The following is a 22615-nucleotide window of genomic DNA, read 5'->3' on the forward strand; positions in this document are numbered from 1 at the left end:
TCGTCTTCTTTCATTCTAATGAGCTTGTCCTCCCCATTGGAAACACTGATTAACCGCCATCGGGACTCTTTCCGTTCTATGTTGCTGCTATTAAACAACGACGTTCATTCAAAACTTGAAAGAAGAAAGAGACACAGTAAAGAGAGATTTCTCTTTTTACTATGCCTCCTTTTCAAATCATTATTACTTTAAATCTATGTTTGTACCGTTCTCTTAATTCTCTTTATCGGAATGAACCGATGCCCTATTCCACGATTTCGATATTATAATCCTTGAACCACACATGGATCTGGGCAAGATGAGCAAGTAACTGCGGACCGGTCATGAGTTGGCCGTACCAGGGTACTTCAAAGGCGGCTCCACCCGTTGCGACAATTTCTTTCAGCTTCTCTTCATCAAACAATTCATACAGGACGCTTGATTGGTCTTCAAGTATCTCATTCAACCAATCACTGACCATTTTCGTATACACGGGATGATGGGTTTTCGGGTACGGACTTTTCTTTCGATACAGGACTTCATGAGGCAGTATTCCCTCCAGTGCCTTTCTGAGGATGCCTTTTTCTCTTCCTTCGTGCATTTTCATCTCCCACGGAATGTTCCACACATATTCGACAAGTCTATGGTCTGCAAACGGTACCCTGACCTCAAGGCTTGCTCCCATACTCATGCGATCCTTCCGATCTAATAATGTCGTCATGAACCATAGAAGATTCAAATAGAATAATTGTCTTCTCTTGGTTTCCACTTCATTCTCCCCTTCAAGCAAAGGGGTTTCCGCAACCGTGCGGTCATATTGCTCGAGGACATATTCCTCCAGATTCAGTTTCTTACTCCACTCTTCCTTTAGAAGGCCCTGACGTTCAGCTGTGGAGCGCATCCACGGGAAGCCTCTGCGATTAAAGTCTTCCGGCCTGTGGAACCATGGATATCCACCGAAGATTTCATCTGCACATTCTCCGGAAAGTCCCACCGTGAAGTCCTGTTTAATTTCCCGGCAGAACCATAGGAGAGACGAATCAACATCGGCCATTCCCGGCAGGTCCCTTACATGAACCGCCTCAATCAGATGATCCTTTAACGCTTGTTGACTGATCTCACAGCGATGGTGGATCGTATCAAATTCCGACGTCATCTTTTCAATCCAAGGTGCATCTGAGTTCGGCTGAAAATCGTTCGCTTTAAAATATTGATCATTTTCCTCATAATCAATGGAATACGTATGGAGATTCCCTTTCCCTTCCTCTTTATAACGATTTGCTGCCACTGCCGTAATCGCGCTGGAATCCAGTCCTCCAGATAAGAATGTGCAAAGAGGAACATCGGACACAAGCTGCCTCTGAATGGCATCCGTAAGCAGAAAGCGTACTTTAGAGACTGTTTCTATAAAGGAATCGGTATGTTCCTCACTTTTCACATTCCAGTACCTCCAACTATTGACCCCTTTTTCCGAGAAGATCATGGCATGGGCCGGACGCAGCTCCTTCACTCCTTTAAACACACCATTTCCAGGAGTGCGGGATGGACCGAGACCCAGCACTTCCGCTAAACCTTGAAGATCCACCTGGGGCCGAACATCGGGGTGAGCAAGCAAAGCTTTTATTTCAGAACCGAATAATAACCCTTCATCCTTTTCGAAATAAAATAAAGGCTTTACGCCCATTCTGTCCCTTCCTATAAATACTTGTTCCTTCTCACTGTCCCATACCGCAAAGGCAAAAATACCATTTAAATGATGAACGCATTCCTCCCTCCACTCAATATAAGAGGTTAATAACACCTCCGTATCAGAATGTCCCTTGAAGGCATAACCCTTTTCAATAAGTACTTTTCGCAAATCTTCTGTATTGTATAATTCTCCGTTATAGCAGATGGTGAAGAGATGGCCGTTATGTTGAAGGCTCATAGGCTGCCTTCCACCTGCAGGATCGACTACGATCAATCGTTTATGGCCAAAGGCAACGTGTCGATCCATCCACACGTTCGTTTCATCCGGCCCTCTTTTAGAAAGGGTTTCTGCCATTTTTTCAACAACATCTTTTTGATTCGACAAATCTTGTTTATAATGGATCCAACCTGTAATTCCGCACATGGTGATCATCCTCACTTTCTCGTCAAACAAACTGGGCTCACTGACACATAAATTATTCTATGCTCACAGCCATAAATGGTTAATTGTCTCAATCAATCTTTACATGAATGAAATATGATAATTATGACAAGAAATGTAGTTAAGGAGGGATATTCACTTGAGCAACATATTTCGATCAAACATTTTAAAATCCCAAAAAAGATCCTTTTCCGAAGGCACTGCATTATTCGAAGAGGATACGTGGTTCTTTTTCGAAATCGATGCAGAGGAAGAATCCGAGCTCGAATTTTACCTCAATCATGAATTAAAAGTGTATAGAGATGGGGACTGGCTCTCCGGTGTTCTCTTAGAAGACGGTATCATTGTCACACCTTATGAGCGAATTAGAATCGAGAATGGCGATCGAATTCAAATAAAGAAGAATATATTGTATTCGTTGGAGAATTTATTAGAAGAAATTTCTGATGATGCCTTTCATCAATTTATAACGGCACTGAATAATCTGGGTTACTCTATCTATGATAGTATCTTTTGCCACAATCACCTTGTGTTCCTCGGCAACCAAAAAATCAAAGAAGGCGTGAATTTTATCACCTTCGATAACGGTGTCGAAGTGTGTGCCGTTCAGCATCACTTCACCTATTATAAAAAGAAACGGGATCGCTTCGAATTCACCCTGAGTACAGGTAGACGCATCGTAATTGAAAGTTTCAACCTTTGATTTGCCAACATACTCAAAAAAAATAACAAATGCCTGTCAGCTCTATCGACAGGCATTTGTTATGTTAAGAATCCTGACTGGTCACAAGGTGCAGATTCTTTAAATAGGTGTTCATATTATCCAGCGTCATGGGTCTTTCAATAAGATATCCTTGTGCATAATCGCAGCCAAGCTGGTCCAGAAGCTCTAATTGTTCCATTGTTTCCACACCTTCTGCCACAACCTTCATATTCAAACCTTTCCCCATTGTGGCGATCGACTGAACAATCGCTACATCGGGTGTATGGTCACTCATATTCTGTACGAAGGAACGATCAATCTTCAGAATATGAAGAGGAAGGTGCTTTAAATAACTGAGTGATGAATAACCTGTTCCAAAATCGTCAATTGCAAGCTTCACTCCCAATTCAGCCAGTGATCTCATCACTTCGATGGTATGAGCCGCATCATGGAGCATGATCGTCTCTGTTAATTCCAAACAGAGGTATTCAGGCTGCAGTCCGGATAGTAATAATGCTTCTTTCACATCACAGTGAAATGTAGGATGCTGGAACTGCTGTGCAGACACATTGACGGAAATATAAAACTTCGCATTTTGTTGATCTAACCATTTCTTCAGCTGTAAACAGGATTCCACCAGCACCCATTTTCCAATGTCATAAATCAGTCCCGTTTCTTCTGCAAGCGGAATGAACTCAGCTGGGGAAATTAATCCCCATAAGGGGTGCTGCCACCTTAATAATGACTCGCAGCCGATAAGCGATTGATTTGAAATGTCAATAATCGGCTGAAACGCGACGAACAGCTCCTCCCGCTCTATCGCTTTCCGCAAATGTGCTTCCATTTCAACCTTGCGGGTATTCTCTTCCTTCATCCCCTTGGAAAAGTAAACGGTATTATTCCCACCCTTTGATTTCGCCCATGTCAGAGCAGAATCGGCGTTCCGCAACAAATCGGTCGACTCTTCACCATCCCGCGGAAAAATACCTACGCCTATGCTGACTGAAATGTAGAACTCTTTGCCTTTATACGTGAAAGGTGCCTGTATCGTTTTCAATATATCTTCTGTGATAGCTGAAATAGAGGATTCATTCACATCTTTCGTGAGCAGAACCGTAAAGGTATCTCCACTGAATCGCCCCAAGTATGCCCCTTTAGGCAGAGTGCCCTGGATCCTCAGGGCAAGTTCTTTAATGATTAGATCCCCAGCCCAATGCCCGAGAGTATCGTTGATGATCTTAAAACGGTCCATATCCAGGAATAAAACAGCCATTTCCCTTTTTTTCTTGTTGGCCCTCTCAATATGTTCATCTACTAATTCTCTGAATTTCATTTTATTGGGAAGATCTGTTTCACCATCGAAATAGGCAAGCTGTGTAATCTTCTTCTCGAATTGCCGCTCTTTCGTGACATTTCTACCTATCCCGAAGATCCCTACACACTTTCCATCAACGGTGATGGGGATATTTTTGATTTGAAAGAAATTGACTTCACCGTTTTTGGAGGCAATCGGAAGATCATAATACTGCTCTCTCCCGTCCATCGCACGGTAAAAATGTCTTCTCACACGCCCCACGTCTTCTTCCCTGATAAATTGCAGGGCTGACTTCCCAAGAATCTCTTCTTTCGTGTAGCCAAAGGTTTTTATAAAGGAAGGGTTGAGTGAATTAAATCTCCCACTCAGATCCGTACTATAAACAAAATCTGTATTATTATCGAAGAGTGACCGATAGTACTCCTCTGAGATTTGGATATTTTGCGTCAGTTCCTTGATATCCTTTTCTGCTGTATTGATTAAGTGGGTTAACGACATCATGACATCGGAATCAGGCGTTAACTGAAAATCCACCTTCATATTCCGGATGGGTTCACGTACCCCTTCTGACAGACCAAGATACGTTAAGGAATGGGCCAGAAGTTTCACTTTATCGTCCCTCTGCCCGAATTCACCATAAGTAAAGAATCCACTCACTGGTGATATACGATTGAAATAGGTGAGTTCCTGGTCCGTTACATCACGTATGTATCTTCTTCTTGCAACACAATGATAGACAAAATGGGCTTCCACTGGATGGCGTTTCAATTGGGACAGAAGTTTCGTAGTGGAGTAAATCAAATCCTCCACGCTTACAAATCCAAAGGATACCTTATCCCCCACTCTCACTTCATGACTCAGTTCCACACTTCCATTTGGAAGTACATTTATGATATAGACTGCCATCTTTTTCTTCAATTCCTGCAAAAGAAATGGGAATTCGATGGATGAGTCCGGTAGATCCTTTACAAACCTCTTCCCTAAATAGGTTTCGAGGATCCGAATGGGTTTCACGTCATTCATTTCCTCAAGAATATTCCCCTTTGCCTTCGTAATGTTGAACGTCGGGCCGACTTCCTGCCATTCTTCAATGGCATTGGAACGAACCAATAATTCTTCATGACTCAAAGACGCCGTTACGAATCCGTCGGGTGATATTCCATGATTCGTGAATACATAGGTCGGTCTTTTATTCGGCAGGTCAGACGAAACACCTCCGACGATGACGATTTCATTTCCTTCCTCAGAAACACCTTCCAGGAATTCCTGAACCCCCAGCTGTAAGTGACTGGAAAAAACAATAAAAACCTTTGTATCAGGTTTCCTCATCTCTTCGTACAGCCGTTTACCTAGTTGCTTACTTGAATCTGTTTTCTCTTGTAACAGCGAATCGACCTTTGTTTTCTCAAATACCGTAAACGATAAGACGACCTCTGTAACAATCCGCCCATCGTTCACTTGACCGTTTGAACTGCAGCCAATGAGTGTCCCGTAGGGTAACAGCCGATTGATTTGACTTTGCAGTTCTTCGATGACCGCAATTGGGGAATCCCCGACAAAGGCCTGGATCAAAAGATGAGGGTGTTGGTCTAAATCATGCTTATTTATGAATTCGCTTAGGGAGTGCTCGTCATGATATATGAGTTGAAAGGACTTTATCATTTTCTACACCTACTTGATAGACATCGTTTCTACCAAAATACCACAATTCGACAGATTTGGATATTCATTTATATAGAAATGGCCCCGTCAGCATCCCACAGATCACCTTTCTAAAGCCGTAATGAATATAAAAAAAGTTGACCCTTTATAGAGTCAACTTCTCCAACCATTATGCAAATGGACGCCAACCTAACGGTAAACGTAAACCTAGATACAGTACAAGTAGTAAAGAGACCACCAACAATATCCAGAACATATTGGTACTTTTGCCTTTTTTCGTGCGGACGAGAACCATTTCAAACATTCCGATCACCCAGATACCGACAAGACCTTTAATGCCGTAAAGAGCCGGATTGATTCCTTGATGTTTCCAGAATAGAAGAGCACCCGTTAAAATGATCAGCAAGTAGAATAATCGTAAAATCATATGTACAATTTTCATGCCTTTGTTCTTTCCTGCATTATGCAAGCCGACGGCTACAAAGAAAAGAATGATGGCAACGACCCACGTTGTAATATGGGCATGTGTAGTATCAAACATAATGAACCTCCTACAGGTAGATAGTTTACGCTCATAATATTACCACAGTCTGTACAACAACAGAAATTTTAACTAGGCCTGTAACGGATTTGTCAAAATTCCCAACCCTTCGATTGTGATTTCCACCATATCCCCCTTCTTAAGAAAACGCGGAGGCTTGAATCCTTTTCCCACTCCTGATGGGGTTCCTGTCGCAATGATATCTCCCGGTTCAAGAGTCATTCCTTTAGACAGAGTGGATATAATGGTAGGAATAGTAAAGATCATTTCTCCTGTATTGGATGATTGCCTGATTTCACTATTAACCTTTGTTATGATGGACAGGTTGTGAGGATCATCGACTTCATCTTTCGTCACAAGATAGGGTCCCATCGGACAAGTTGTATCCAGGCTTTTCCCAATGAAGAATTGTCCGTGCTTCTTCTGAAGATCACGAGCTGTCAAATCATTCAAAATGGAATAACCAAATACATACTCCATTGCATCTTCAGTAGAAATCCCTCTCCCTTTCTTTCCGATGATGACGGCGAGTTCTCCTTCATAATCAAGTTCTTCCGTGATATCGCCGTGATGAAGCACCGTTTCTTTGTGACCGATGACCGTATTGGTCGCTTTGGTAAACATCATGATGCTTTTAGGGATATCTTGTTCACCACCCATTTCGATGGCATGATCCCGATAGTTTTTTCCTACACACATGATATTTCGCTTCACTCTCGGAATCGGTGCTAGCCATTCCACTTCATTTTGATCAAAAGAAGGGAGGTCCTGACCTTTTTCATTAATAATGTGATCCACATTTTCCAGAAAATCATTTCCCCGTTCAATCCCCTGAATCAATTCACCCGGCAACCCCATAACCCCTGCTAAATCAAGGATTCTTCCGTTCCGTTCCACCCCGAATGTTTCCTTTCCGCCTACCTTATAACTAATGAATTTCACCGCTGTTCATCCCCTTTTCAAGTTATCCTTTTCCCTTTTCAACTACGTTCCTTTTGCCATAACTTAATACCCGCCAAATCTTTTCAACTGGACCATATGTAAACTTGGATAACCATATCTCTGATAGGATCACTTGTATGACATAGATCCCCACTGCGAGCATCGTCCCAGTCGTTAAAGTCACTTCTCCATAGAGTCCAAAACCATATGAATAGAAAAGAAGTGTTCCGATGATCGATTGCATCAGATAATTCGTGAGGGACATCTTCCCAACTGAAGCGAGTGGCTTGCTCCATTTCATGATTTTTTGATTCAACAATAATAATGAAAGGATTATTGCATAAGATACTGATAAGAACGGACCTCCAAAAAAGTCCTGGATATAGGAATAAGCAAAATTATGTTCTATGATGAGTGGCAGTGATTTGATGATGATTCCAAAGAGTAACGTGATTCCTCCAATAATCATCCAAATCTTCTTATAGGATCTTACTTTTTCTAATAGTTGACATTTACTTGCCCCTGCCCCGATCATCATCATTGGCAGGATCGACAGTAACAAGAATATGAGATTGGCAGGTGAATTCACCATATACCAGTCCTGAAAGCGTTGCTCCATGATACTGCTGAAACTTCCCGATGCATAGGCGGCAACTGAATTCTGCAATGCGGCAATATCCGTATACTCAGTCACACCCGTCGGATCTGCAAAGGTCATCAATACTAGTAATATACTGAAAAAAGCTTGAGGCAACAGAAATAAGATACCACCCAGCCACATCAATGCCTTTCCGGAAAGCCTCATGAATGCCAGAAGAACTAATCCAAACACGGCGTAATTAATCAGGATATCCCCTGACCAGATCAAGAAGGCATGGATACACCCGATTCCCAATAAAATAAGAAGTCTTCTGATTCCAAATCGGTAGAAGGACGTTCCCTTATCCTCAGCCCTTTGCTGCTGGATCCCTAGTCCATATCCGAACATCATGGCGAATAACGGATAAAAGCTTGCTTGAATCAAAACGTCAATCCATGGGTAGAGCGCGACATCTTCAGGCGTCTTCCACCACGTATACGGATCCAGATACAGAAATGGGGAATGAAAAGAAATCATGTTAATGATAAAGATGCCGAGTAATGAGAATCCCCTGATCACATCAAGGCTAACGATACGTTCTGTTTGTTCAATTGGTGACATGGTGTTCATTCATTTTCCTCCGATAAATTAATCTTGATTCCATTCTAACCTGAAAAAGGAAATTAGGCGATTATCACCTATTCATGTTCTTAACATAGAATAACAATAATTAACTTTGTCTTAAAGGTGTGAGTCACAATGCCCGCAATCGTAGGAATTGCTCAAGTCGTCAATGTCGGTTCCAGCGCCGTTTTCCATATTGGGGATGTATTTAACATCAGTCCGATTTCAACAGCCAAAACCTTTGCCGGGGCAGGTTCATTCATAACAGGAAAGGGAATTTCGGTTTATAATGAAAGCTCCTTGACCTACACCGTGGATGACGATGGAATGGATCAGGGAATAAACTTTAACTTATGAGTGTGATGCCGAATGTCGAATTATTATATTCAACAATCTATACAAATTCAATTTATTAAAATTGGAGGAATGTCCAATTCTTCCATCCTCCAGATTGGAACATGCGGTCAAATTACGACCAATGACTTTCTCTATAATACAGGAGGCTATACCGAGCCTGCCCCTGAAGCCGAGAAAAACGGAAATGGAGGTACTCCTCCTTCTGTTTCACCACTTGTTCCATTGCAAACGCCAAGATAAGTGAATCGCGACAAAAGAAAGAGGTGGCAGTATGAACAATTACTATATGACCCCCCAACAACTCTATCAATATATCGAGATGTTGAATTCGAAAATTGTCGCGTTGGAAAAGAAAGTGGATGACCTGTCACAGGAATTAACCACCCTCAGGGATACCCCGAAAATCAATGTTGAGAAAATCGAATATAAATTCGACCAGCTTAAAGTAGAATCTCTCGACGGCACGCTGAATATCGGACTGAATCCAAGCAATTTAAAGGAAACCATTGAAGACCTAGCAGTTGAGCCCAATGTCGATGTTAAAACGATCAAAAACTTAGAGCCTTATAAGGAGAGGATTACTTCAGAAATAAAAGCGTATATCGATTCAGAATTACCAACCCTCATCCAGGATAACGAAATGCAATTCCAGCGTTCTCTTGATCCGTCCTATTACGAAATGATACAGCAGGATCTGCTGAATCAAATGCCACAGAGAATTGACTTCTATTTACAAAACATCCCCTATATTGAATCGAAACAACAGGAAGGAGAATGGGAAAGGAAAATCATCGACAAAATTAAAAAGGACATCGAAACGGCCCTTTTCTCCTTTATGTCTCAAATCCCAGACCATATGGAAGGAATGAAGAACAATGAACCTCCAAGTAATCAATCGTGAATTAACCGTCGGAAATATCGATATTGCAGGGGTGGCCAGTTCCTCCCTCGTTCTCGTTGGGGATGCTGACATCATCCAGCTTGCCTCTGCTTTCGATACCCCGCCGGAATCACTCATCATCGGTCCATTCGTTCCTCTTACCCCTAAGTGATTATGCTTAAGAGATACTCGATCGTCAACTCTTTAGAAGGTGTTACCTTGGCCTTTAGTTCTCTTTATCAGATAGGGGATTCACAAAATATAAATGCACTGTCGAAAGCTTACGCCGTACAGCGTGAGAAGGAATTTTTCTTAACAAGCGAAGGCACTTTCGATTCTGAAGTGTTTACGAGTCCGATAGAGCTCCCCCGCATCAACCCGAATATAAGGGTAAACAGATTAAATCTGTGTCCGATCAAAGTGAACAATATGTATATACGTGCTACATCATTTTCGTCCATCATCCACATAGGGAACACTTGCAATGTGTATATGGAAGGTAGAGTCAAAAATATTCGTCAGCTCGAAAAGGAAAAGGGTGAAGAGGAGCAAAATTTTGAAACAATCGAAGAACCTAACTAGGGTGTTACTCATCTTTAACAAACCGTTTTTCTCATGAACCATCCCGTCGAGTTCACATAGGTTACTAATATAGACAAATCAAAAGAGGATGTTGATTATGCCCGCTTTAGTAGGTCCTGTCGCTATTCTTAACGTAGGTGGGGGAAGTGTTCAGTTTGGTGACACCGCTATTATTTCACCGAAGTCAGCGTCTAAGACATTTGGCGGATCCGGTTCCTTCAATACGGGTCCATTTCAATTAAGCTACAATGTCTTCAGCGTAAGTACCACCTTTGATTGTAACGTCGTAGACCAGCCAATAACCGGAAATAACTAAGACAACAAAAAGCCTATCAGGAGGCTTTTTGTTTTTTTATGAACTATCGTTTCTTTCTGCGTTCTACACTTTTCTTTGTTTTAATTAACTTGGTGGAAGGCTGCTTCCGTATCCATTTAATGAATGCATGGATTTTTTCATCTTTTCTTAAATCTTCAATCGTGTTCAACCTGACTCCCAGTTCATCATTGGTGTACAGGGAGTGTATCTGTTTATGACACGGAATACAAAGCTGCGCAGTGGGCAGGAATGTGCCGCCCACCTCTTTAGGTGTGAGATGATGAACCGTGATTTCAACGTTTCCCCTGGAACATAATTCACATGTGCCTACCGTTCTCTTCCCCATCTTCCATCATCCCTCAATACGTGATTAGTATAGGTTTTCCCTCTTCTCTTAAAAAAACACTTCAAAGCATGGCTTTGAAGTGTTTCCGTTTATAATTCCAGTACATGCCCTCCATCAAAGAAGTATAGGTACTTTTCTGATACAGGTTCCTTCCAGATAGATTCTAATGCTCGGGTATATAACTCAATTTGGACTTTATACCTTTCCATTAATACCGGCCTAGCTTCAGAAAAGCCGCCCTGATAACGATCATGGATACCGTCGGTTTTATAATCCAATAAGACGATTCCCGACTCATCTCTGAATACACAGTCAATGACACCCTGTACAAGGATCGTTTCTTCAGGGGCTCCCTCTCCCGTTTCTGAAATTTCACTAAGGGGGACACTCATACTGAATGGAATTTCCCGTTGTATAGTGTGAGCCTTAATCATTCGCTGACCAATCCCAGTTCTAAAAAATCCGATGATATTATCTACCGAGATGGAACATTTTTGCTCTTCCGTCAGAATTTCTTTATGAACAAGGGTTGATAAAAGATACTCCACCTTCTCTTCCGTCGGTTCCCCATCTTCGAAAGAAATATGCTGCATGACCGTATGCATGGCCGTTCCCTTTTCGGCTGGGGACAACTCTTTCGACTGCATGAATTGAGGGCGATTATAGACAGGTTTATGATGGCGTCTCAGGATATCGATACTTGACGCTTCGTCTCTTATTTCAAACATCCTCTTCAGCTCTGAGACAGATTGCTTCGAACGAAGATTCGTTGCACGTAAATGAGGGTACTTCCAGGACAGTCGGTGTAAGACTTCTTCTTTATGGACGGACTCCAGTTCCACCTCTGCACCAGTCCTCACGAGTTCTTTCCAATTATCATCCACACTTAAAGACTCTTCATCTTCTGCAACGAGCTCTGACTTATCAATCTTCATGATTTGAAAGCGGGAAGGATGGCTTAGGATCTCCTCATTGATTCCGCTTCCCTCCGACACTTCTCCCCCCAACTCTTTGCCATGTGGATGACGCATGAGGGACGGACCTATCCAATCAAGATAGGAACTCGCAGCGGCCCTGTCGTAATCAGATAATAACCATTCAGTCTGACTTAAAGCGCCCCTCCATTTTTCAAGCGACTTCTCCAGACTCTTCACAGTGCCGACCAGGAATAATTTCTCCTTGGCACGGGTCAATGCTACATACAGCACCCTCATCTCCTCAGAGATTGCCTCCATCCGTTTCTTCCGCTTGAACGCCAATTGTGGGAGGGATGGATAACTGATCCGTTTATCCGAGTCGGTATATTTCACAGCCAAACCAAGATCTTTATCTAATAAGTGTGCTGCATTCAAGTCCATAAGGTTGAATTGCTTAGAAGTGCCGGCGACAAACACAATGGGGAACTCAAGTCCTTTGCTTGAGTGGATGGTCATTAAACGCACCACATCCTCCTGTTCACTCAAGGCTCTTGCTACACCCAGATCATCCCCCCGTTCCCTCATCCGGTCAATGAAACGCAGGAAACGGAATAATCCCCTGAAGGAAGTCTCTTCATATTGACGGGCCCGGTCATATAGTGCTCTGAGATTAGCCTGACGCTGCTTCCCTCCAGCCATTCCCCCTACATAATCATAGAAACGGGTATCGCGGTAGAGCTGCCAGATCAATTCTGTCACGGAACCCTGACGTGCCTTCGTCCGCCAATTCTCGAGGTGATATAGGAACACTTTCACCTTTTCAAAAGTCTCTTCTTCTCTCGGATTGCCCGGTTTCTCGCTGGCAAACCTCTTTAACGCTTCATAATAATTTCCCGCCCTTGAATGGATCCGGACACTGGCAAGACCTTGTTCATCCAGTCCTACAATGGGGGATCTGAGAACCGAAGCAAGGGGAATATCCTGGTACGGATTATCAATCACTTTCAACAGAGAAAGCATAATGGCGATCTCGGTCGCTTCAAAATACCCTGTAGATAAATTCGCATAAATCGGGATACCCTGCCGTTTGAATTCTTCCATGATTTCCGCCGCCCAAGGCATAGAGCGTAGCAGGATGACAACATCACGGTACTGTATCGGACGTTCCGTTTTCGTCTTGGCATCGTAGATCGGTGTACGTCCCTCGATCATTTGTTTTACTTTATTTGCCATGTAACGGGCTTCAAGAACGGATTTCTCAATATCGCCTTCGTCAAAAATGGATAGGTTTTCTTCCTCACTACCGGATGAAGATTCCTCGGTTTCCTGGTTGATGATGGCCACTTCAATGGGAAATTCCTTCTCTTCTGGATAAGGTGCACCCTTTACAAGCTCTGCTTCCCGGTTATATTCCATCTCACCTACAGACGTTCCCATGATTTGTTTAAATATAAAGTTCGTCCCTTCCAATACTTCTTTCCGGCTTCTGAAATTTTGGGATAGATCGATTTTCAATCCTGATTCTCCACTGACTGGAAGGAACCGTGTATACTTTCCTAAAAACAGATTCGGTTCAGCCAGTCGGAAGCGGTAGATAGATTGCTTCACATCCCCAACCATAAATCGGTTTCCAACTTCTTCGCGTTCTTCTGTGATGAGAAGAAGAATGGATTCCTGAACCATATTCGTATCCTGATATTCGTCCACCAGTACTTCTTTAAACTTCTTTTTATATTGTTTTGCAGCCTCTGAAGGAACCAAATCATCATATGAAGGGTCTCTCAATATGTCGAGACAGAAGTGCTCTAAATCGGCAAAGTCAACGAGCCCTTTCTCTTCTTTCACTTGTCTGAAACGTCTGCCGAACTCCACCACTACTTCCGCTAGAGTGTGAATCACACCCTTCATCTTCCTCATATCTTCCAGGAATGTTCCGGGTCTTCTAGAGAAAAAATCCTCCTGAAGCTTCTCTACCGTTTTCTTCCCCTGATCACGAAGCTTCTTGGCTTCATCCACGATGTCCTTATTGAAGTCATCCCCTCGACAAGCCTTTAACTTTGTAAATGGTAAGGTTTGAATGGTTTCATATAAGTGATCCCAAGAAATAGTAAGACTCCTTTCAAGACTCTCAACAATCTCTATATCACTGAGGAAATTCTCTGCTCTAGGGCCAGGTCCCCCAGGCACTCTGGTGAGTTCCAACGCTCGTTGAAATAATCGTTTGGCTCCATGAAGCTGTAGCCGTATATCGGTCAGCAATGGTTGGATAAAGGGAAGCTGATCAATTTCCACTCCTTCATCCAATTCATACATCTCTTCCAGCCCTAATAGCCATTCATCTGGGTTTGGATGAGAACGGGAAAAATCATACAGTTTCCTGATCATGTCCTGCAGTGCCCCATCACTTCGATCGTTCGTGAACGTATCAACAAGCTTAAAGAAGGCATGATTATCCTCTTTGCCGTATTCCTCTTCAAACAGTTCATCCAGGACCTCATCTCGGATCAGGTCTCCTTCTGTTTCATCCGCGATCCTGAAACCAGGATCGATATCGATGAGGTAGTAATATTTGCGTATTACTTCAAGACAGAAGGAGTGAAGAGTAGAAATGGATGCCCGATTCAGTAAGCTCAACTGTTTTCTTAAATGATGGGAATGGGGATCCTCATCAATCGCTTTCTCCAGCGCAACCCCAATCCGGTGCCTCATTTCTGCGGCAGAAGCATTGGTAAAGGTAACAACCAATAATTCGTCCACGTCCATTCTTTCTTCTTCTGCGACGATCTTCTGAATGATCCTCTCCACCAGAACAGCGGTCTTACCCGATCCTGCAGCTGCTGCAACAAGAATATCCTGGCCCTTCGCCCAAATCGCCTTCCATTGGTCGTCGGTCCACGTTACATGATCCGGCTTGCTTGGAATTCTGTCATTACTCATTGGATTCTACCTCCTCTCTCACTTTCCGTAATAAATCTTCCGGTTTGGCTGTCGGCAGCACTCTATAGTCGTTTTCCTCCAACGACTGATCAAATTGACAGACGGATCGGAATGAACAGAACTGGCACGGAGTCCGGTCCTTCAGCTTATAGGGAGCAATCTCCGTCTCACCTGAGATGATGCGGTTCCCTGAAGCTTCATAGAGCTTTCTGACATGTTGACGCATATAATGAAAATCTTCATTTGAAGCCGCTTTTGATCGAGAAGTCAACGATCCATCCTTCTTGATCCCGGCTGAGATGATATCTGAATTCCCGGTATCGAGGGTTTGGTCCATCAATCGGACGATCTCTGAATCTCCTAACACAAGCCCCTTCATTTTAAAGCTTTTAAAAATTTCATTTTCGATCTGATCCATCGTCAGGATCTTTTTGCTATTGATCATCGGATTATGAACGTGGAAATAAAGGACGCCGGCAGGCTTCGCTTCTTTCCCGACGAATTGTTTCGAATTCGTTAAGACAATGTCCAAATACGTCAGCATTTGAAGGGCCAATCCGTAGTATACTTCCGTCATATCCAGATCCCTTGCACTCGATTTGTAATCGACGATTCTGAGATACACCCCGTTCGGATCTTCTGCTTTATCCACACGGTCGATCCTCCCCTGCAGCTCCATCTTCGTCCCATTTCTCAGTTGGAACTGAAACGGTGGAAGTGTTGCATGTGGTCCGAATCCAAGCTCCACCCCGACAGGCACAAACCCGCTCGCCTTCGCGTGTTCACTGAGGATAAGACTGGCCCGGCTGATGATTTGCTCAAGCTTCTGAGCAATATAATAATGCCGGTTTGAGCTTAATAGGATCTGGTGCTGAAGTTTCGGAGCGAGCATGAGTACTGCTTCCTTCGCCAACTGCAGACACTGTGATTTGGAGAGGGATGCCCACGTCAGACCATGACGCTCCACTTCTTCCGATATCCATTTTAAAGCTGAATGGAACATTTCACCGATATCCGGTGCTTCCAGCTTGAAGAAATCCCGCTCTCTCAGCTTCAACCCGTGGCTCGCAAAATGAGAGAACGGGCAGCTGTGAAACAACTCCATCCGTGATACACTCGCCAGAATATGATCCCCATACAACTCTTTGCTCGTATCCTCAGACAGTTGTTGTCCACGATTTTCGTAAAAGAGGCTCGATAAGATATGCCCGGAATGCCATTTCCAATCATTGGACGTTGTATAGAAGTTATACACATCCCACCAGAAATCATAAATGGGATAGTCCCTTTTCTTTAACTGCAGCTGGGACGTCAAATGGGAGATTGTCACATTCGGATGGCAGACGTAATGAAGCTGTTCTTCTTCTGTTAATTCCGATGGTTCATTGATGAGAAGCTTTGTACCCGCTTCCGGGAACATTTCGTTCAATCGTTTGATGAAAGATGAAGGTAGAAGCGCCTTCCCTTCTTCATTGGCGATCGGATAGCTGACGAATAGTCGCTCACTTGGAGTCGTGAAGGCTTTATATGCCACAAACTCCTCATCCAATAGCTTCGTCCTGTTGCTCGGCGCGATCTTGAATCCTCTATGGATCAGCGACTCTCGGTCTTCTTCAGACAGGACACCTTCTTCATTCATTTTCGCTGGAAGGACCCCGTCATTCACTCCAATGATGAACGCAGCTTTAATATCGCCAAGCCTGGATTTTTCCAAGTCCGCAATAATGACCTGATCAATAGCCGGCGGAACTAATGAGAATTCCATCGTTTCAATCCCCGCATCTAGAATGGAGGAGAATTTCTTCATGGTGGTTGTTTCATCACCGAGCATTTCTACATATTGATCGAGAAGATCCATTACTGCTGACCATGCCTGATCATGTTCCCTCGCTGCGATCAAATTCCCCTTCTCTTCTGCTTCAATACGCATCCGTTCAAGCTTTTCAGGTATATCCAACTCTTCGAGATACAAATATAGAGCCTCACAGAACTCCCTGCCAGTGGCCCGCTTCTTTAGTCTTTTACCAAAACGGATGATTGGTGCGGAAATAAATAATCGCAGCTCATTGATCTCATGCTCCAGTTCTCTTTCACGATCAGTCTGTGGTGCATCCACATGCTCAAGCCCCCGGAAACGACGGTATTTCCAACGATCCTTTTTCGTCCACCGGTCCCCCTTTATCCCGTAAGCCAGCACATAGTTCTCAAGCCGGTCCATTTTTTCACGCAAGTCTGTGGGGTTCTTCTGATAAGGGAACAAAAGGTCCGTTTTCACTGCCCTGAAGACTGGCTCATATCTCCAGTTCGTGTTCATGATCTCCAGTGTAGACCGAATAAGCTCAATGAGAGGATGATTTAACATCGTCCGCTTCTGATCTAGGAAAAACGGGATCGCATAATCTTGAAAAATCGTTTCGACTTTATCACGGTATTCCTGGCTGTTTCGTACCAAGACAGCCATATCCTTGTATCGGAACCCTTCTTCCCGTGCAAGCTTCCTGATTTCCCTGGCCACACCTTCTATCTCTGCCCGGCGGTTGGAAGCTTCCAGGAATTCAATGGTCCCACTTCCTCTATCAAAAGGGATGGTCGGCCGCTCTTCAAAATGACGCTCTAAATGAAGCAGGGTTTCACTCTGATAGCGAATTGGCTTTGTCATCATCTCTTCTTCCACCGTCTGCCCTGCCCCTCTGCATATATCCTGAAGGGTATGATACGTTTCATTCGTCATACGATACAGGCTCAATTCGTTCATAGCACCCATCAACTGTTCCGGATCCGTTGTAAGGGCAACCGTTACTTTTTTTGTATGCTGAATAAGCTGATCGATGATGAGATATTCCTGCGGCGTGAAACTATGGAATCCGTCTATGTAAATCTCTGCCTTCTTCAGAAGATCTGAATTTTTCACATGATCTGAAAGCAACTGAAAATAATCTTCTGAATCGATGTATTTCCCGAGAAGCCTTTCCTCGAACTTCTCGTAAATCAACTCAAGGTCATGAAGTTTGTCCTTCAATGCCTTGGACCGTTCATTGTCACCCTCAAACCCGTGCAAGTCGGAGGGAGATATACAATACCGTTTAAATTCTTTGACAATCGCTTCAACATGATGAATGAACCCCGGCTTGTCCGAGGCCTTGTTGAATATATGAAGATCTTCCTTGTTTTCGTCTATAATCTTGCGGATCATCATGTTCAATCCGACTTCAGATAAATGATAACGGCTCATTCCTCCCGTTTCCTGGAGAACCTTCCACGCAAGGCGCGTGAAGCTGAACACTTGCCCCCGGATCATTCCGTTCAATCCCGGTGTGTTCACGAGCTCATATTCCGATATAAAGGACATTTGGTCCGGTACGATATAGATGATGGGATCGCCATTCGGGGCTTCCTGCAAGCTCCTTTTCATCTCATTCAATATATGGTAGGTTTTCCCCGTACCGGAGCGTCCGAGAATAAAACGTACAGCCATCCTCTCACTCCTTTTCTCATACTCTATCTATTCTAACCCATGGGCTATATGAATTTTTGTATAGGTTCATTATAGTACACAAGTAGAAATCTTTCCTATCTCAATCTTGATTGAAAATATTTGGAACATCTACACATTGTTTTTTAAAAAATAAGGCATTTTTTCATGAGTGCAACAGAAATTCTGCTGGTCTTATTGTGAAGGCATATTGCTATATATTTTCATTGCTTAAAGTGAAGTTTTTCTGGCAGGAAATTTGATTATCTTTTTCATTGCAAGGGAAGGAACGGTGTATCGTGGTCTGAGGAGGTAGGAGATCGGCAATTAGTTCCATACCTCCATCCTTTCCTGTAGATTCGATGTGTGCAGCTCGAATTGGACATTGTCGGGAGCAAGGAAATTGATACTCCATCCCTTGCCCCTTTTTAGAGGGCCCCTTACGATCTGCACCCCCTTCTCCTTCAGCAGATGAACAGCCTTATGAAATCCTTTCTCATCGATGCTGAAAGCGACATGATGGATTCCATAGCCCGCGGACGTATCGAGACCCACTTTTTCCTGAAGACAGATCCATACCGGTCCCCATTCCAGATATACATCCTTTCGTCCTTTATGTATGAGGGAAGCCTGCAGGATTTCTATGTAAAAGGGGAGTGAGTCTTCTAGACTTCTAGTGTTGATTGTCAGATGGTTAAAGCCGGAAATGTTCATTAATATCGCTCCTTTTGTGACGATCGACCGTTTTTATAAAAAAGAAAAGTCGTTCGATGGGATTTCTATTGTTTGACCATGTGGATGGGGAGCTTATTGCGTCATTTCGGGTGGGAATTGCGTCATTTTTTCTATATTTGCGTCATTATATTTTTTATTGCGTCGTTTTTTCGTTTTATGCGTCATTCTGAAAGGTATTTGCGTCATTTAACAAATAAAGGAAATCGACTGAGCGCTCGATCCCACCACCCTCTCTTTCTCCCCACGCCAAAAAAAAGAAGGACCTCCTCATCCTTCCTTCCATTCATCCGCTAATAACCCAAATAAAAACATGTCATACCTCTTTCCATCTCTCTGAAGGAATTGACGGTAACTTCCTTCTTTCATGAACCCAAGCGATTCATATAATCGGATCGCCCTCTCATTATACGAAAATACCGTCAATTGAATACGGTATAAATTCAACTCGTGAAAGGCGTATGCTAGAAGACATTCCATTGCTTCTCTGCCGATTCCACTCCCCCATGACTTTTCGTCTCCGATCAAGATGCTGACCCATCCCACTCGATGGGTCCAGAGAATGCCGTCCAGTTCTACAAAACCGATGATCCTTCCATCGTCCTTCAGACGGATCGCAAAACGAAAGGCATTCTCTCCCGGATTCATCCATTTCTTGATCTCTTCCTCTGATTTTGGCCTGTGGGGAAGGGCATCGAATAATCTCTGCACTTCTTCATTCAGTCCCCACTCCCTGATGCTCTTCACATCTTCTTCCTGAAATCCTGTTAAATAGATTCTCTTGCCTGTCAATAAACGTTTCATCCGTTTTCACCTCGACATATGTATTTCGAGGTAGCCCATCCCTTTTCCTTTATTGCCCCTGAAATCGTTTGGTCAGCGCTCGTTTATTGACTTTGCCCACATCGGTTTTCGGAAGTTCGTTTATAAAATGATAGTCTTTGGGAACCTTGAATCTTCCGAATTTCTGTAAACAATATGTCTCCACATCTTCAATTGATAAACGCTGTCCATTACGTACAGAAATGAATGCCGTTACGACCTCCCCCCATTTTTCATGAGGCAAACCGATCACTGCACACTCAGAAATTTCCGGATGCTCAGTTAACCAATGTTCAATCTCCAAAGGATAGATATTTTCCCCGCCTGATATGATCATGTCTTTCTTCCGTCCAACGATATAATAATCTTCGTCTTCATCATACTTTGCCAGGTCTCCGGTATGAAGCCATCCGTCTTTTAACACCTCTTGTGTTTGTTCAGGTTTTTGCCAATACTCTTTAAACAAATGGTCTCCACCTAATAACAATTCTCCCACTTCACCCTGTTCAACAGGATTTCCGTCATCATCCACGACCTTTACCCGGTTTAGCATCATCGCTTTTCCAACTGACCCCTTTTTCATACGTGATGGATCGATATAGAAATTATTGGGACCTGCCTCTGTCAATCCATATCCTTCTTTAAATGGGATCTTCTTTTCGTTGAAGAATTCATACACCTTCCCAGGACAAGGCGCGCCTCCTGATAGAAACACTTTCATTTTAGGAAAGGGGGTATATTTGAATTCCTCTCTTTCGAGAAGTAAGTGGTACATTGTTGGGACAAGCAGTACAATGCTGCATCCAAATTCATTCAGAGCCTGTATCGCCTGTTCTGGAACAAACCGTTCAGCGATTACTACCTTTCCACCGATCATCAGAAGGGGAAGGGATAATGCATTTATCCCTCCTGTATGAAAGGTTGGTAAGTAGGTCAATGTACAATCATCCTTTGTCAGATTCCAGCTTATCACGGTATTCAGTGCATTTGCCGTCACCGAACGATGGGAAAGGACAACTCCCTTGGGGCTCCCTGTCGTACCTCCTGTATAAATCATCAACCATGGATCCGAGGGAGAGAGTAGATCCAGGGATAATCCTCTATTATTCCCGGAGTATACTTCCATCGTGATTTCGTCTATACAACTTTTCAAACAGCCTCTAGGAACTTGTGTGATAAGGGGATGAAGATCTTCTTTATAAAGGATGAGCTTCGGGGTACAATTTTCTGTAATCGCCCCTATCTCTGAAGGGGATAATCGCCAATTCAAGGGAACAAATACAGCACCGATCTTTCCACACGCAAATAGGATTTCGAAGCACACCGTATGATTTCTGGCCAGGTACACCACCCGATCTCCTTTCACGATCCCTTTATCCTGCATATATTGAGCCCACTTAGACGCCCGTTCATCTAAAGTGCGGTAACCGATCATCTCGTTCGTAGCGGCATTCATTAACGCAATTTGATCAGGAGAGATCATTGATCGCTTCTGCAACCAATCTGTGACTCTTTCCATATTCATCTCCTCCTTGGAATGGTTGGTTTCATCATAGGAGATATTGGTTACAAATGAGTTACAGGACCGCTCTATCAGGATTCCGGCTACAAAAAAAAGACCTGGAAGACTCCAGGCCCAAACTCTTTACCAAATCATTTCCGCCCACTCAGGGTGATCGATGAATGGATTTCGATTTCCTTGATATTGTTCATATATGATGTTATTTCTGCGGATTTCCCTTTCATCGACGGGATCTTGCTCATTCCACTGCAGAAGTACAGACATTTTGCCCATATAAGGGGCACTTCCGTTGTTGACATTATTGTTCAATTCTAAATCTACCTCGCCGCTGTCTCCCTCATAACGGACATCCATGTAGAAAATCATTCGAGCAACATCACCTTTCACTTCATCACGAGGCTCCCAAGAGTCGCTATCATAGTAGTTCCCCGGGGCTTCGCTATGCTCGGTCCCGCCATTGTCGAAGTCCAGGTTTCCTCTTGTGGAGTTGACTGTCACATCCGTCGGCCGTAAATGATGAAGGTCCGTACCCGGCCCCTGGGCCGTCCCGAAATCTCCGTGAGATTTCGCCCATACGTGCTCACGGTTCCAATCGTTCACTCCGCCTCCGTTTGTCGTTTTCGATTGTGATCTGCCGGAGTATAGAAGGATGACATTATTTGAGTTGTTTGGATCTTCATCCGTATTGCGCAAAGCTTCCCATACAGCGTCATAAGAAAGGGTTTGATGATCATCAATGATGTTATGTAAAGCTGTTTTCAAGGCATCACCGGTTTTCCCTTCCGCTCCATTGTAGTATTCTTCATAAGCCGGAGGATCCGATGGGTCTGATGGAGGATCTGTCGGATCGGTTCCACCGCCTTCCACTGATTCGAACGCAGACGTCGACTTTACTCCCGGATGGGAAAAGTAGGCTGTCAAACTGCCTGTTACCTTGATTTTTTCACCCATTAGTCCCGGGTTACTTTGCAATCCAAAGGTTGAACGGTAGGAAGATGGAATTTGGACATACACCATTTGGTCTGCATTAGCCTCTGATGGTGAAGCCGCTAGTGCCAATGCATAATCGTTTGGAAAGTTATTTGTGATAACGGATGTTGTTGAGGTTGGCTGACCGACCACATACCCTTCAACCGACTGAGTGGAACCATTTTGGTTGGATATTGCTTGATCCACTGTATAAGGAGAACTCCACGTCCCACTTCCCGCAGCACTCATTTGACTCGGAGATACTTGACTGCACGCAATCGTAAAG

At 43.6% G+C, this 22615-nt stretch carries 19 protein-coding genes; 7 read left to right on the top strand and 12 right to left on the bottom strand.

All coding sequences use genetic code 11. From position 1 onward, the window contains the following. Positions 1-244 precede the first annotated feature (244 nt). Positions 245-2101 carry an asparagine synthase (glutamine-hydrolyzing) gene (gene asnB, locus LCL96_RS11325; protein ID WP_224941580.1) on the bottom strand — a complete coding sequence of 619 codons (1857 nt, stop codon included), beginning with the start codon at positions 2099-2101 and terminating at the stop codon, positions 245-247. Positions 2102-2249: 148 nt separating this feature from the next. On the opposite strand from asnB, the gene LCL96_RS11330 reads away from it, so the two are divergent. Then, the gene (locus tag LCL96_RS11330) at positions 2250-2813 is read left to right on the top strand and encodes a DUF2777 family protein (protein ID WP_224941581.1); all 564 of its coding nucleotides are present in this window, start codon (positions 2250-2252) and stop codon (positions 2811-2813) included. Positions 2814-2877: 64 nt separating this feature from the next. Here LCL96_RS11330 and LCL96_RS11335 read toward each other — a convergent pair whose 3' ends face one another. The 4 genes from LCL96_RS11335 to LCL96_RS11350 all read right to left on the bottom strand — a co-directional run bounded on the left by LCL96_RS11335 (position 2878) and on the right by LCL96_RS11350 (position 8483). Then, positions 2878-5790 (bottom strand): EAL domain-containing protein, encoded by a 2913-nt coding sequence (locus LCL96_RS11335; RefSeq protein ID WP_224941582.1) that lies wholly within the window; start codon positions 5788-5790, stop codon positions 2878-2880. Positions 5791-5959: 169 nt separating this feature from the next. Further along, a complete protein-coding gene (locus tag LCL96_RS11340; protein WP_224941583.1) occupies positions 5960-6331 on the bottom strand; it encodes a YisL family protein in 372 nt (123 codons plus the stop codon). Between the two features lie 72 nt (positions 6332-6403). After that, complete coding sequence (locus LCL96_RS11345) at positions 6404-7273, bottom strand: fumarylacetoacetate hydrolase family protein (protein WP_224941584.1); 870 nt, start codon at positions 7271-7273, stop codon at positions 6404-6406. A gap of 22 nt (positions 7274-7295) precedes the next feature. Next, positions 7296-8483, bottom strand: a complete 1188-nt coding sequence (locus LCL96_RS11350) for a DUF418 domain-containing protein (RefSeq protein WP_224941585.1) — start codon at positions 8481-8483, stop codon at positions 7296-7298. Between the two features lie 129 nt (positions 8484-8612). Here LCL96_RS11350 and LCL96_RS11355 point away from each other — a divergent pair, with 129 nt between their 5' ends. The 6 genes from LCL96_RS11355 (at position 8613) to LCL96_RS11380 (ending at position 10612) form a co-directional block, all read left to right on the top strand. Next, positions 8613-8834 carry a spore germination protein gene (locus LCL96_RS11355; protein WP_224941586.1) on the top strand — a complete coding sequence of 74 codons (222 nt, stop codon included), beginning with the start codon at positions 8613-8615 and terminating at the stop codon, positions 8832-8834. Between the two features lie 12 nt (positions 8835-8846). Then, the gene (locus LCL96_RS11360) at positions 8847-9074 is read left to right on the top strand and encodes a spore germination protein GerPB (protein WP_224941587.1); all 228 of its coding nucleotides are present in this window, start codon (positions 8847-8849) and stop codon (positions 9072-9074) included. A 31-nt stretch (positions 9075-9105) separates the two neighbouring features. Then, a complete protein-coding gene (gerPC, locus tag LCL96_RS11365) occupies positions 9106-9735 on the top strand; it encodes a spore germination protein GerPC (RefSeq protein WP_224941588.1) in 630 nt (209 codons plus the stop codon). Continuing rightward, the gene (locus tag LCL96_RS11370) at positions 9710-9886 is read left to right on the top strand and encodes a spore gernimation protein GerPD (RefSeq protein ID WP_224941589.1); all 177 of its coding nucleotides are present in this window, start codon (positions 9710-9712) and stop codon (positions 9884-9886) included. The genes gerPC and LCL96_RS11370 overlap by 26 nt, the downstream gene beginning before the upstream one ends. A 2-nt stretch (positions 9887-9888) precedes the next feature. Then, positions 9889-10296, top strand: coding sequence for a spore germination protein GerPE (locus LCL96_RS11375; RefSeq protein WP_224941590.1), 408 nt, complete (start codon positions 9889-9891; stop codon positions 10294-10296). Between the two features lie 97 nt (positions 10297-10393). Further along, entirely contained in the window at positions 10394-10612 is a 219-nt protein-coding gene (locus tag LCL96_RS11380; protein ID WP_224941591.1) for a spore germination protein, read from the top strand. Positions 10613-10655: 43 nt separating this feature from the next. Here LCL96_RS11380 and LCL96_RS11385 read toward each other — a convergent pair whose 3' ends face one another. From LCL96_RS11385 to LCL96_RS11415, 7 genes are all read right to left on the bottom strand, one after another. Further along, on the bottom strand, positions 10656-10958 hold the full coding sequence (locus LCL96_RS11385; protein WP_224941592.1) for an HNH endonuclease: 303 nt from the start codon (positions 10956-10958) through the stop codon (positions 10656-10658). An 89-nt stretch (positions 10959-11047) separates the two neighbouring features. Next, on the bottom strand, positions 11048-14812 hold the full coding sequence (gene addA, locus LCL96_RS11390; protein WP_224941593.1) for a helicase-exonuclease AddAB subunit AddA: 3765 nt from the start codon (positions 14810-14812) through the stop codon (positions 11048-11050). Next, positions 14805-18287 (bottom strand): helicase-exonuclease AddAB subunit AddB, encoded by a 3483-nt coding sequence (addB, locus tag LCL96_RS11395; RefSeq protein ID WP_224941594.1) that lies wholly within the window; start codon positions 18285-18287, stop codon positions 14805-14807. Before addB ends, addA begins: the two co-directional genes overlap by 8 nt. A gap of 324 nt (positions 18288-18611) precedes the next feature. Continuing rightward, the gene (locus tag LCL96_RS11400) at positions 18612-18998 is read right to left on the bottom strand and encodes a VOC family protein (RefSeq protein WP_224941595.1); all 387 of its coding nucleotides are present in this window, start codon (positions 18996-18998) and stop codon (positions 18612-18614) included. Positions 18999-19286: 288 nt separating this feature from the next. After that, positions 19287-19820, bottom strand: a complete 534-nt coding sequence (locus LCL96_RS11405; protein WP_224941596.1) for a GNAT family N-acetyltransferase — start codon at positions 19818-19820, stop codon at positions 19287-19289. A gap of 49 nt (positions 19821-19869) precedes the next feature. Next, the gene (locus LCL96_RS11410; protein ID WP_318246420.1) at positions 19870-21357 is read right to left on the bottom strand and encodes a class I adenylate-forming enzyme family protein; all 1488 of its coding nucleotides are present in this window, start codon (positions 21355-21357) and stop codon (positions 19870-19872) included. Between the two features lie 126 nt (positions 21358-21483). Continuing rightward, positions 21484-22608, bottom strand: coding sequence for an endonuclease (locus tag LCL96_RS11415; protein ID WP_397550051.1), 1125 nt, complete (start codon positions 22606-22608; stop codon positions 21484-21486). Positions 22609-22615 lie beyond the last annotated feature (7 nt).

The sequence above is a fragment of the Rossellomorea aquimaris genome (assembly GCF_020172085.1).
In the GTDB taxonomy this organism is placed as follows: Bacteria; Bacillota; Bacilli; order Bacillales; family Bacillaceae_B; genus Rossellomorea; species Rossellomorea aquimaris_E.